Origin of the sequence: Brevibacillus sp. DP1.3A (assembly GCF_013284245.2) — a bacterium.
GTDB lineage: Bacteria > Bacillota > Bacilli > Brevibacillales > Brevibacillaceae > Brevibacillus.
In genome coordinates this window covers 4,381,589-4,394,094 of record NZ_CP085876.1, presented here as the reverse complement: position 1 = coordinate 4,394,094, position 12,506 = coordinate 4,381,589, and the positions used below count along the sequence as shown (strand labels likewise).

Annotated in this window: 13 protein-coding genes and 1 other RNA gene; 10 read left to right on the top strand and 4 right to left on the bottom strand. The window is 45.0% G+C overall.

Features of this window, described 5'->3' with window-relative positions:
* Nucleotides 1-67 precede the first annotated feature (67 nt).
* Together HP399_RS19925 and HP399_RS19920 are read left to right on the top strand one after the other, a co-directional pair.
* Entirely contained in the window at nucleotides 68-751 is a 684-nt protein-coding gene (locus tag HP399_RS19925) for a DUF1385 domain-containing protein (RefSeq protein WP_173620830.1), read from the top strand.
* Nucleotides 752-915: 164 nt separating this feature from the next.
* Nucleotides 916-1,629 carry a class I SAM-dependent methyltransferase gene (locus tag HP399_RS19920; RefSeq protein WP_173620829.1) on the top strand — a complete coding sequence of 238 codons (714 nt, stop codon included), beginning with the start codon at nucleotides 916-918 and terminating at the stop codon, nucleotides 1,627-1,629.
* Between the two features lie 38 nt (nucleotides 1,630-1,667).
* Here the strand turns inward: HP399_RS19920 and HP399_RS19915 are convergent, their stop codons facing one another.
* Together HP399_RS19915 and HP399_RS19910 are read right to left on the bottom strand one after the other, a co-directional pair.
* On the bottom strand, nucleotides 1,668-2,201 hold the full coding sequence (locus tag HP399_RS19915; protein WP_007724325.1) for a gamma carbonic anhydrase: 534 nt from the start codon (nucleotides 2,199-2,201) through the stop codon (nucleotides 1,668-1,670).
* A gap of 13 nt (nucleotides 2,202-2,214) precedes the next feature.
* Nucleotides 2,215-2,523 (bottom strand): iron-sulfur cluster biosynthesis family protein, encoded by a 309-nt coding sequence (locus tag HP399_RS19910; protein ID WP_173620828.1) that lies wholly within the window; start codon nucleotides 2,521-2,523, stop codon nucleotides 2,215-2,217.
* A gap of 115 nt (nucleotides 2,524-2,638) precedes the next feature.
* Between HP399_RS19910 and rnpB the strand changes: the two genes are divergently transcribed.
* The 4 genes from rnpB (at nucleotide 2,639) to HP399_RS19890 (ending at nucleotide 7,901) form a co-directional block, all read left to right on the top strand.
* Nucleotides 2,639-3,027, top strand: an RNA gene (rnpB, locus tag HP399_RS19905) — RNase P RNA component class B.
* A gap of 279 nt (nucleotides 3,028-3,306) precedes the next feature.
* On the top strand, nucleotides 3,307-5,643 hold the full coding sequence (locus tag HP399_RS19900; RefSeq protein ID WP_173620827.1) for an S-layer homology domain-containing protein: 2,337 nt from the start codon (nucleotides 3,307-3,309) through the stop codon (nucleotides 5,641-5,643).
* Between the two features lie 163 nt (nucleotides 5,644-5,806).
* Nucleotides 5,807-7,318 carry a monooxygenase gene (locus HP399_RS19895; protein WP_173620826.1) on the top strand — a complete coding sequence of 504 codons (1,512 nt, stop codon included), beginning with the start codon at nucleotides 5,807-5,809 and terminating at the stop codon, nucleotides 7,316-7,318.
* Between the two features lie 97 nt (nucleotides 7,319-7,415).
* Entirely contained in the window at nucleotides 7,416-7,901 is a 486-nt protein-coding gene (locus tag HP399_RS19890; RefSeq protein ID WP_173620825.1) for a MarR family transcriptional regulator, read from the top strand.
* A 480-nt stretch (nucleotides 7,902-8,381) separates the two neighbouring features.
* Here HP399_RS19890 and HP399_RS19885 read toward each other — a convergent pair whose 3' ends face one another.
* On the bottom strand, nucleotides 8,382-8,585 hold the full coding sequence (locus HP399_RS19885; protein WP_228088294.1) for a helix-turn-helix transcriptional regulator: 204 nt from the start codon (nucleotides 8,583-8,585) through the stop codon (nucleotides 8,382-8,384).
* Between the two features lie 343 nt (nucleotides 8,586-8,928).
* Here HP399_RS19885 and HP399_RS19880 point away from each other — a divergent pair, with 343 nt between their 5' ends.
* Nucleotides 8,929-9,195 (top strand): hypothetical protein, encoded by a 267-nt coding sequence (locus tag HP399_RS19880; RefSeq protein WP_173620815.1) that lies wholly within the window; start codon nucleotides 8,929-8,931, stop codon nucleotides 9,193-9,195.
* A gap of 131 nt (nucleotides 9,196-9,326) precedes the next feature.
* Complete coding sequence (locus tag HP399_RS19875) at nucleotides 9,327-9,713, top strand: hypothetical protein (RefSeq protein WP_228088293.1); 387 nt, start codon at nucleotides 9,327-9,329, stop codon at nucleotides 9,711-9,713.
* Between the two features lie 716 nt (nucleotides 9,714-10,429).
* Here HP399_RS19875 and HP399_RS19870 read toward each other — a convergent pair.
* A complete protein-coding gene (locus HP399_RS19870; RefSeq protein WP_173620822.1) occupies nucleotides 10,430-11,020 on the bottom strand; it encodes a TetR/AcrR family transcriptional regulator in 591 nt (196 codons plus the stop codon).
* Between the two features lie 195 nt (nucleotides 11,021-11,215).
* Here HP399_RS19870 and HP399_RS19865 point away from each other — a divergent pair, with 195 nt between their 5' ends.
* Both HP399_RS19865 and HP399_RS19860 read left to right on the top strand, forming a co-directional pair.
* Complete coding sequence (locus HP399_RS19865) at nucleotides 11,216-11,878, top strand: nitroreductase family protein (RefSeq protein ID WP_173620821.1); 663 nt, start codon at nucleotides 11,216-11,218, stop codon at nucleotides 11,876-11,878.
* Between the two features lie 59 nt (nucleotides 11,879-11,937).
* The gene (locus tag HP399_RS19860) at nucleotides 11,938-12,210 is read left to right on the top strand and encodes a hypothetical protein (protein ID WP_173620820.1); all 273 of its coding nucleotides are present in this window, start codon (nucleotides 11,938-11,940) and stop codon (nucleotides 12,208-12,210) included.
* The last annotated feature ends 296 nt before the right edge of the window (nucleotides 12,211-12,506 follow it).

The following is a 12,506-nucleotide window of genomic DNA, read 5'->3' as shown; positions in this document are numbered from 1 at the left end:
TCCTTCATTCTGCGTACAACTCAACCTATTATAACGACATTAGGGCGGAAGGAGAATAGCTAACGAGATGATTATGGGGATGTCTTTTGGACGCGGTGTGCTTTTTCATGATCGAAATGTGCTGGCTTGCGCGGAAGTAAAAGACGGCGTGATTCATATGTGGGCGGAAAAAATCACATTGAAAACGATCGGGAAGCTCTGGTATCGAATATTTTTCTCCTTTCCGTGGTACTATCAATTGTTTCACCTCCTGCTTGCCGGTTATGTACTGGCAGCGATCGTGAAGCCTGACTGGGCCATCATCGATCCGATGTGGGTGGCTGTATACATCGCAGGCTTTCACTTCGTTTTTCCGAAAATGATGAAAAAATTTCACGGTGCAGAACATAAAGTATTTAGCTATGGGGGCAAGAAGTCGCTAGCAGCACTCAAAGAGATTCAACGGGCAAATATCGTGAATGACGGTTGCTCGACGAATCTGGTCGTGTGGTTTTTTACGGGGTTCATTTTGTCTGTATTCTTTTTACCCTTAGAATGGAGCGTCGCATGCGGGGTAGCAGGACTGCTTGTTGGCATGCTAGGGGATCGGTACGTGCGTAAATATTTTGGTTTTCTTTACAAGCTGTCGGCTTTCTTTCAAAAGTACAGCACGACTAAAGAACCGGATCGGCTTCATCTAGAGACAGCGATCCGCTCGTATATGCTTTTTGAGCACATTCGCGAGGTGGATCGATTGCAGAATGCTTCATAAGGAAAAAGCGGTGTTTCCACTATGGATGCGCCGCGTTTTTTGTTCCATGCATAGGTCGGTAGCGTCATTGAATCATGAAAAGTATTTTGGTAATATTTGCTCAACTCGATCCTTTTTCTTTGAAAAGGGATGGAGGAATATGAGATGAGGAGAGCTGAGTCGAGATGAGAAAAGAACAGGATGTAGGGGTGTACGAGCAAGTGGGAGTGGCAATGACATGCCGTTCCTATCAAGAGTATGTGGATATGTTTTCGCTCACGGACGAAATCTTGGCGATGGGACCGATCTTGGACGTCGGGGCAGGAGCGTCCTCCTTTACAGCGGAGGCATGTCAACAAGGACGAGAGGCAATGGCAGTCGATCCGCTTTATCGAATGAAGCCCGAAGAGATTTACACGAAGGGGAAGCGAGAGATCGAGGAATCGACGCAAAAGCTGGCTGGAATCGCACACACCCTTCATTGGGAATATTACGGCTCGCTTGGCCAGCATCAGCAAAACAGAGAACGGTCACTGGAGCAATTCGTGGCCGCTTATCGTGCCGATGAAGGCATCGGTAAAAGATACGTCGCAGGCTTGCTGCCGGAATTGCCTTTTGCAAACGCTCAATTTTCACTGGTGCTTGGCAGTCATTTTTTGTTTTTGTACCAGCAACAGTTCGATGAGCAATTTCACCTGGACGCGATCAAGGAATTGCTGCGTGTTTGTCAGCCTGGCGGTCGAATCAGACTCTATCCGTTAATCGGATTGGATCGCAAGCCATCTAGCATGCTGCCACAGCTCATGGAAGAAATACAACGGTTCGGCCACACAGCCAGTTTGCAGCCGACGAGCTTTCGGTTTCTAGTGGGCGCAAATCATAAAAAACAGGGAGGATAGAAGGTGTCCATGCGCCTTCGACCTCCCTGTTCTTTTTCCTATTCCCGTTCTAGCGGGCTTTCTTCCAGTTGGCGATACATCTTGCCTTTATCCACATACGATTGGCGAATGCGTACGAATTCTTTCAAGTCAGCCTCGTTGAGTTCGCGTTTTACTTTGGCTGGATTGCCGACAACGAGCGAACGAGGTGGCACCTTCATGCCTGGAGGTACGAGTGCACCCGCAGCGACCATCGCTTCTTCCCCGATTTCCGCACGATCCAAAACAATCGCGCCCATTCCGATCAATGCGCCGCGACGTACCACGCAGCTATGTAAAACGGCATTATGTCCAACGGTCACCTCGTCTTCGAGGATCAACGGGTTGTTCGGACTTTGATGCAGGGTGCTGTTGTCTTGCACACTGACGCGTTTTCCAATGACGGTCGGAGCGATGTCCCCGCGGATCACAGTGTTGTACCAAATAGAAGAATCCTCGCCGATTTCGACATCGCCAGAAACGACGGAGCCTTTTGCCAGGAAAACAGTAGGGTGAATCTTCGGTTTGATGTTTTCAAATGATAAGAGCAGCATAGTATCCTCCTAATCAATGAGTAAGCGAGCAATCTGTTTGCATCGGGCGCGGATGGAAAATGGAGAAGCGACCAGTTGCAGGATCGCAGTCGATGACTGTCCCGGAAAGCTTGTCTATCTCATGCGTTTGATAAAAGAAATGAATCCCACTAATATCTTGGGCAATATCGTGTTTGTCCGCTTCCGTAATGGCGATGCTATATGTATAGCTACCACAACCCGTCGTAGTCGGGACGAGTCTGATTCCGAGCTGTTCAGCATCCGCTTCTTCCGCGATCATTTGTGCAAGACGTACTGCCGCAGTTGGAGTAATGGTTATCATCGTCATACCTCCTCGTAGCCATTCTATTGTACTACAAATGGACCTTCCAAATCCTGCTTGTTGACCATGAAGGAGGCATGTGATAGAGTAAATGTTACTGATTCTGATGTGCAGGAAATGTGGGTAGTCGCTGCCGCAATCGTTTCGACGATTGGCGGTAGAGGAAAGTCCAGGCTCGCCCAGGCTGAGATGCCTGGAGTGTTCGTACCTGGTGCAAGCCAGGGCAGTGAGGTGCAAGCCTTGCTGACGGCGTGGAAAGGGCTCTCTCTGAGGCCCGAGTACGCTGAAAGTGCCACAGAAACGTAGCTTTTCTGGCGACAGAAAAGATGGAACGCGGTAAACCCTGCGAGCGAGAAACCCAAATTAGGTAGGGGAACCGTCCTGAAGGAATCAAACGGAAAGGACGGATGGTATCTTCGGATGCCATAGATAGATGGCTACCGCTCTTGGTGCGAGGGATTGCCCCGCTTGAAGCACGGGAGAGACAGAACCTGGCTTATAGCATTTCCTGCTGGAATGAAACGTAAAACCACCTGAGATCTCAGGTGGTTTTTTTACGTTCTCCGAAATATCGTGAACCCGCTACCTATCCATGTTTGAAGAACAGTGGAATGATTTACCGTGAACAAGCTATGAAACCTTTTCGGAAGTCTTGTCGTCTAAAAAGAGCAATCGGCCGAAGAAAACAGTTCTACTGCGGACAATTCCATCATTTCTTCAAATGGGAGTATTTGCTGGAGAGAATGAACTGATAAAACTGTTACATTGATGGAGGGGTTTATTTTGCAAAAAGCAAAGAATAGAGCAAGCAAGGATTTTAAAAAATTATTAGCAACTGCGGTTCTGGCAGGTTCGCTTGCGTTACCGGGTACCGGATTGGCTGCTACGGCACTGCCATTCTCCGATATCGGAGGAAACGTAAACAAAGACGCGATTCTGAAATTGAATTATGCCGGAGTTTTAAAAGGATATACCGATGGCACGTTCAAGCCGAATAAAGAAGTGACAAGAGCAGAGTTCGCCAAAGTTGCGGTGCTGGCACTCGGGTACACAGATGCCCAAGCAAAGCTCTTGCAAGGAAAGACCGTTTTTAAAGACCTGCCTGCAGATCACTGGGCGACAGGCTATATCAATCTCGCTGTATCGCAAGGCATTATCAAGGGCTATCCGGATGGTACCTTCAAACCGAATCACAATGTAAAAATTGCGGAAGCGTTGACTGTCTACGTTCAGGGCTTGAAGATCGACGTTCGTCCATCAGCATCAAGCGAATGGTACATCCCGTACTTGCTGGAAGCGGACAGAGCAGGTATCTACGATGCAAAAGAAACACCGACAGCAGCAGCTCCGCGTGATACCGTCGCGAAGTATACGGATCGCTTTATGGAAACACCTGTATACGCAAACGGCGCATACTACGACAAAGATGGCAATGCAAAAGGAACCGATCAGAAGCTGCCAGTAGTAAAGGGCGCAGTTGCTTCGTATGACAAGTCTGGCAAAAAGCTGAAACTAGTCGGACAAAACAAAGAAATCGAAATTGCTGATTCCGCGCAAGTATATGGCAATCTGGTCGTAGGCGCGCAAGTAGAATACATCACGAAAAACGGCCGAGTGGCTTTCCTCACCGTTGTTACTTCTGACTCCGAAATCGTCGAAGGAATCGTGAAGACTGGCCTTAATTTTACAACAGCTGTAGGCGATGAGAAGAAATTCAAGGCAATTGTCAATGGAAGAGAAGTCGTTTTGGAAGTAGAAGATGGCGTAAATGTAAGCCGCTCTCACATCGGCCAAAAGTTTGTGGCAGTCGTTGGCGACAATGGCAAGATCAAGTCCATCACGATCAGCGACAATACGACAAAAGGAATTGTGGAAAAAGTATCTTCCGTGAGCGGTTCCAACTCGAAGAAAGAGCTGAGAGTAGACGGCACAACTTATGTTCTGGACTCCAAAGCAACGATCAAAGGCAAGGAGCATCCAGAGGCGAAAGCAACAAGTGCTTCGTTCTCTGACATCGAAAAAGATGACTTAGTCGAGCTGACACTCAACGTAGACGGCGAAGTATCCGAGCTTCTTTACACGAAGCTGAGTTACACGGATACGATTACCGTTGATACAGACAAAAACCGGATTCGCGTTGGCAGTGTTAATTACGAGGTGCATGAAGATACCGAGTTGTTTGTTGACGAGGACGAAGTAGATGAACTGGATGAGTTGGCGAGCGGCCAAATTGCAGTTCTTACGTTTGACAAGAATGGAAATCTGGTGAAAGTGGAGCAGGGTGTAGGTGCAGCTACGAACAAGCTGATCTCTGACACAACAGCGTATCAAGCAGGGAAGCTGGCAACTGTGAAAATCGACGGGAAAACCTACGACATCTTGACCAACGCGAAGCTGAAGGTCGATGGCGACTCCGTATCACCAACGACGATTAAAACAGATCAGTTTAATGACCACCGTATCCTTACGTGGAAATACAACGTCGGCACGAATGACATTGTAGAGCTGACTTTGGAAAAGCAAACGGTAAAAGGATACGTGACGAAAAAATCCGGTTCCAAAATTACCGTGAACGGGAAGGTGTATGAACTCTTGTCCGGCGTCACGATTGACAGCGATGCAGCATCCAACGACAACGAGTACACACTGACACTCAACAACGCTGGCAAAGTAAAGGCAATTACAGGTGCGCCTAGGAAAGTAAGTGGCGTGGTTGACTCTGTTGAGGTTCGTAACGATGACGGCAAGGTGACTTCCGCGAAAGTAGAGATTAACGGCAAGACGTACGATGTAACGGATGAAGATGCGATTGAAGATGTCGATCAATTTGAATACGTGACATTGACCCTTGATCGGGACGGCGATGTCATTGCTGCTTCCGTCAGTGGAAAGCTGGCGAAGGAAAACGCGAGTTTCGTCGGAATTGAATCCCGTGTGAACAAAGACAAATACGTATTCTTCAATGATGAATCGACGAGCTTGAAGATGACAGAAGACGCGAAGATCAAATACTACAACGGTAATGACTTGAAAGAAAGCGATCTTTCCTCCAAGGACAAAGTGGATTTGTGGACAAATAATCAAGGTCATGTTTATGTTATCGTTGTAGCCAAACGATAAGAAATAGAAAAAGGCGATCTCTTGCTCGATTCGAGAAGGGGGTCGCCTTTTCATTTGTTGGCATAGTCTTTAAAAAGTATTTAATTGAAAATCGTTTTCAATTAAAAGAAGATGTGATATATTCATATTGTTTCGCGAAAAACAAAAAAGAGGAGTGGTTTCAATGCAGGTCGATTATGAAGTGATTATTGTTGGTGGTGGACCAGTTGGAATGATGGTAGCTGCAGAGCTGGCGTTGGCTAAAGTGAAGGTGTGTGTACTTGAGCGCTTAAAGGAAACGACCCCGTATTCACGGGCGCTCACTGTACATCCGCGCACACTGGAAATCCTGGATATGCGCGGGTTGAAAGCGAAATTACTTGATAGAGGAAAGCCGATTACGACAGGGCATTTTGCTGCGCTTGATAGACGCTTGGATTTTTCTGTCTTAGATTCTTCCTCCAACTACACACTGATTATTCCCCAACATGATACGGAGAAGGTACTAGAGGAGTGGGCAAAAAATCTAGGGGTGGAAATACGCAGGGAAGAGGAGGTAGTGGCCGTACACCAAGATCAGCACGGGGTTGAGGTAGAGTCTGTCGGGCCGAATGGAAAGGCTGTGCTGACGGCACTCTATGTGGTCGGTGCAGATGGCGCTGCCAGCATTGTCCGCAAGCAGGCAGGCATTCCGTTTGTCGGTAAGAATGCTACTTTTACGGCTATGCAAGGGGATGTCGTTTTGAAAAATCCGCCGGAATCGGGAGCTCCTTCCTACTTTAATGAGCAAGGTTTGGTCATGATTGTACCCTTGCCAGCAGGGATGCATCGGGTGGTGCTGATCGATTCGGAGCGAATGGCTGTACCAAAGGAAGAACCAGTTTCCTTGGAGGAGCTTCGCACTAGTTTGCTGCGTATTCTTGGAGACGATTTAGGAATTTCCGATCCGTTTTGGATGACTCGTTTTGGCAATGCGACCTTGCAAGCTCAGCGTTATCGAGAAGGACGGATTTTCCTGGTGGGAGATGCAGCGCATATTCATTTTCCAGCTGGAGGACAGGGGATGAACGTTGGCTTGCAAGAGGCAATCAACCTGGGGTGGAAGCTGGCGGCCCATTTAAAAGGCTGGGCACCGGATTGGCTGTTGGATAGCTATCATACAGAGCGTTTCCCCATCAATACCGCATTGCTAACGAATACACAGATGCAATCGGTGCTTTTCGGTAGTTCGGAATTCTCTCCATCCGTCATAGCTTTGAGGAATATGCTGTCCAACCTGCTGCAAATACCCGAGGCGAATTATCGGCTGGCTACCCAAATCTCTGCGTTCAATGTCCAGTATGAACCGGATAGGGAGACGCAACCGCATGTATTGAATGGTCGACGTTTTACAGAGTTGAATCTGCGCCTGAAGAACGGTGAGTGCCAGAATGCATACGAGCTTTTTCATTCTGGTTCATTCCTCTTGCTACATTTCGGCTCAGATGATCGATTGGACGATGCTTTCGATTGGTCGAAATACAAGCATGTCCATGTAGTTCACGCTTCGCTTGCTAAGGGAGCTGCTGAATGGCATGACGTACATACTGCGTTGATTCGACCGGATGGATATGTCGCATGGGCGGTTTCCCAAGAGGAGTCTAATCCGATGGAAGCAATTCGAAAAGGAATCATCCACTGGTGCGGACATGATTGATTGAAACAAGATTGTTTTGTACAAAACAAAATGAAATTGTTTTTCTCGAAACAATCAGTATATAATGGAGAGGAGATGGTAATCTAGGAGACATGATATGCAAAGTACAGAACTTTCCAAGCAGAGGATCATACAGCTTTACATTCAGCTAGTCACGCAGCAAGAACTGCGAGAAAGCAAATTGACTGCGCGAATGGCAGAAGAGATGCAGAAGCTGGAATCCGAAATGGGGGTGAAGCTAAACCTTACCCTATCCGAAATTCATTTCATTGCCTGTATCGGCGATCATGGTCCCATCAATGTCACCACGATTTCGGAGAAAGTCAACTTAACGAAAGGGTCCATAACACGGATCAGCAAAAAGTTATGGAAGCTTGATTTAATTAAAAGGCAACAGCTGGTTGATAATAAGAAAGAAGTATACTATCGGCTAACGGCAAGGGGACAAAAGCTGTATAAGATTCATCACCGGATGCATCAGGATATTGAACAGCGATTTATGAGCTTTCTAGATAAATACACACCGGAGCAATTAGCATTTTCCCGTGAACTGCTGGAGGACTTGCTGGATTGGGATTTCTAAAATCGTAAACAAAGGGGCGCCATCACACTGATGGGGCCCTTTTCATTGCCTCGGGATCTTCTTGACAACTGAAATGGTTTCTCTCGTTGATCTAGTAACATAGGTTCAAGTAACATAATTATCATCAAGAATAATTATATCAGTCGACTTCGCGTGAAACTGCGGTAATGAATGGACGTAACGCTTCGCTAGATAGTGGAGATAGCTAAAGCGTGGCCATCTAACAGCAAAGTTCTTAATGGATCACAGAGCAAATCCGAATCTTTTGACTCCTTACGGCCCAGATTACCCATCCACTTATATGACTCCGATGGAGGAAGCAAGAAGGAGGGGAAATCCACAAATGATTACTTTACGTGAAAAATATGTCTGTGAACAGTACTCTTGATAAGCAAAAAGCCGAATTACCCCACGGTAATCCGGCTTTTTTGCTTATTTAACCTTAGGGTTGAATTTTGCATTTCTCATAGGATACCACTCTTAGTTAGGTATACGTCTATCTTTCCACTCGTCAACGTCTCTTGGATCGATGTTGAGAACTTCGCAAATATGTAGCGCAATCGTCACAGAGGGAACGGTAATCCCGTATTCAATGTTCTGATAATGTTTCAAGGATACGTTTATGATCCTGCTTATTTTTTCCTGAGATAATTTCTTGTCTATTCGCGCATCTTTTAGTTTCAAATCTGGGAAGCTCTCCTTGATTCGTTTACTCATATGGTAAACTGTTAGCGAATTTTTAATCACCCATAATTCTTGGTGAATTAAAATACACGTAGTATACTTACTGTAATTTCCGAGTTTTTACATTTCGATAACCTGATCTGTTTGTTTCTAAAAACTAAAATGAAAGTGGAATGAAAATTCAGAGAAGGATGTGAACCGCATGCATGAGCAATACAATTGACGGATCATGAATAAGTTCAAGGAGATTTAATGGTAAATATTTACAATTTATTATGACAGTTGTAAAATGTGGAAAGTTGAGTATTTCTTATGTACATGACTAAGGGGGATTTCTTTTAGTATGGAAACAACAAAAACAACACAAAAATCGATACGCTCTGAAATAGATACAAATATAAAAGAGAACGGATATACACTTAGTAAACTCGGTAAATTGAGTTGTGTTAATCCAGGACATTTGAGTGAGAACCTTAATAGCAATCCACCGCGTGCTATTACAACTGGAAGCTTAAACGAATATTATCAAGGCAGAGTAGTAGATTCTAACCACGTTAACGTCAAATATTCGTACAAAGAGTATTCTAGTAAAAAATCAAGAGATCTATGATCCGACCTCTCCAAATACTTCTCCTTCTGTTCATAGTTCTTCTTAGTGGCTGTAGCGAGGCAGTAACAGTCCCTAAAGAGAAGTCATATGAAGGCGTCTACGATTATTTCGAAGAAATTACAGGGGAGAATTTGAAAACATCCGTGCTTCAAATAACAAAAAACGGTAATTCAGCAGAACTCACGTTACGAATCTTAATTTCGGACGATTTGAGAGAAAAAATGATGCATACGGAAAAACCCATTTACTTTTCGTTTGCAGATATGCCGGGTAACGAGACAATTAAAAATTTGCTTGCTGAGACTCCTTCACTCGTTCAAATTGAGTTAAACAGTAAAGAGAGTCGGTATACGATTTCGCAACAGCTAAAGCTAAAAGAAAATTTGTCAGAATCTGATAACCAGGCGCTATTGTCTCCTGCTAATTACCGATTTCAGGTCATAAACGAAGAAAAGCTCTCTGTAGCTAGTTTTATGGGTTTAGAATATTCTCTACTTCCTGAAGATAATCAGAAATAGCAAATCGCATGTTACGAATAGTACCTCTTGTGGCAAACGTGGCCACACCCTACATGGTATTTTGGGGGTACCGCCAACCAAATGTGACATGGATGTAATAAAAAACTCGTTTTCCTGTACGCTAAGGAACTCGAGTTTTTTCATATTGCCGGTACCCTTGGTAGTAGCAGCCATTGTTCTCTGGAATACAGTACTTGGCTTGAGCGATACAGACGTTGACAGAACGAGGAGAATTGATCGCTGACAATCTATTGCGATCGTACGTTCGTAAGCGAGATGTGTATCTTCCTCCAGGTGTCAGAGCTTCCTCATGAATTTTCAGAAGCTCTCGAGGGGCTGCCAACCAACGATCCGATTCATCGGGTTGGTATCTTTGATCTACTAAAACCCTTAAAACTGCATCTTCACGGCGAAGATCGACACCGTGAAGATGCGGTTTTTCATGGCCGAATACGTGCAATGGCCTGACGGTTTCAAACTCAACCGATGTAGGCAATCCAGGTGAAGGCGGTTCCGCACAAACACGAAGAATGTCATGTTCTTTTATGGAGAGGGCTGCTTAGTTGGTTATTATTTCTAAGGATCCATGGTATTGGGGCCAGGCCGTCGTACAGCATACAAGGATAGCGGGATGATTCATTGTGTTACACAACAATCGGTGATTCAAGATAATGGTTTCATCTTAACGGACAAGATAGAGAAATAGCGACAGGACCTTATCCCAGCAGTTCTTTGGCTCCGTTCATCACTAAGGGCATTGTCTGTTTAACGAATGATTCCGCACTAATTAGACGCCCCTCATTGTTCCAAACGTAAGCCGCCCCATACATACCCCAACTTAACATGATAGAAGCTGTATTTAGTAAGAATTGAGCGTTTGGACTCGATAGCATCTTGTCTTTGTCTATAAAGGAAAGAAGTATCGTTTGAATTTTTTCCTTTATTTGAATTTCGAATACAGGTCCAAGCGATTCATACCTTCTTTTGCACATAGTGCTTAGACCCTTGTGAAAATCGCATACACCCAGGAAAATACTCTGAATTGTCTCTTCATTTAATACTTCATGACAGCTTATTCTACGATTTATGATTGTCATAAATGATTCCATTAGTTTGGCCTCAAGAATTTCGAACTTATCTACAAAGTGCGCATAAAAAGTCGTTCTGTTAACAGTAGCCCGCTCTGCAATATCCCTAACGGTTATCGATTCAAAATCTTTCTCTTGAATTAGTGAATCAAAAGCGTCTTGAAGGAGTCGCCGTGTACGTACCACACGAGGATCAGCTTCATTCTTTTTCATTGTCATGGTTAGGATCTCCCCGATAAAAACGACATTATAGAGATGGTGTTGTCTATACAACGGTTTACGGTTATTGATGATTGTGCATCAATCAGTTGTTATTATAACCTACAAATACAACAAGTGTTGTTCAAACAACCAGTGTGGTATTTGAACGAAAAACTGCATGAAGCTTTTCCAAACCAAAAGGAGGAGAGAGCCATGTCAATTTCACAACCATCGCAAAGGATGGAGCACCAACCTTTTTTCGATGTTATTCAAGAACGCCGGTCGGTTCGTAGTTATAATCCCGAGGTCAAAATTTCGCGGGAGGAATTGGCCGAAATACTGCGGCAAGCCACGCTGGCTCCTTCAGCCGCTAACCTGCAGCCGTGGCGGTTTCTCGTTATCGACACGCCGGAGCTGAAGCAGAAGCTGCTTCCAATTGCATTCAATCAACAGCAAGTGGTCGAAGCTTCGGCTGTCGTCGCCGTTCTTGGAGACCTCGAGAACATCCGGATGGCCGAGAAGATTTACGGTCAAGCTGTCGATGCGGGCTTCATGCCTGCGGAAACGGCAAAATCGATGGTTGAACACTATACCGGCATGTATTCGAGCATGCCGCCCGAGGTCATCCGCCAAATCGCTTATACCGACGGCGGGCTAGTATCGATGCAACTCATGCTTGTCGCCCGCGCTAAAGGATACGACACGGTACCGATTGGCGGCTACGACAAACAAAAGTTCATGGAAGCTTTCCGCATATCAGGACTCTACATTCCGATTATGCTGATCGCCATCGGCAAGGCGGCGAAGCCCGGTCATCCGACGGTGAGGCTGGCAGTCGATGATGTAGCTTTCTTTAACGAAATGCCTAAGGAATAACAAACTGTAAAAGGGGGACCGCCAGCATTTTAACGAAAATATACGCTAAGGATGTCATTATGAGTAAAGATATTTGTGTAGTCTGTGGTTATAATGAGTTGAGTTATCCTCAATGGGATAAAAATGGTTTTCCAACTCACGAAATATGTAATTGTTGTGGATTTGAGTCTGGATTTGATGATGATGCAAAGGACAATCCAGAGTCAATTGAAGAATATAGGATTAGGTGGGTAAGTGAAGGGGCTAACTGGTTTAGCTCAGCAAAGACCAAACCTTTAAATTGGAATTTGGCAGTACAGCTAAAAAGAATCAATGTGGATATTTCAAAATAGTATTTTATGGCCTTGGGTGGAGTAAATCCCCTCAAGGTCTTTCTTTTACCCCACCCAGTGCCTAGTGAATCGAGCGGCATGCTCTGTTAGAGTATAACCCTCCTCATCCCGGTATGATATTCCTCTAATATGCTTGTACGCACATGCAATGCTTAAAAAATATAACCTTTTAGCACAATCCTCTAACTTCGCAAAAGCCCAATATCATCAGATACCATCATGTCTTGCTTCGAAAACCTTATCTTCGTTTTCTCACGGTTTTTCTGAAATTCGCTAAAAAAGTAAATAATGTCGCA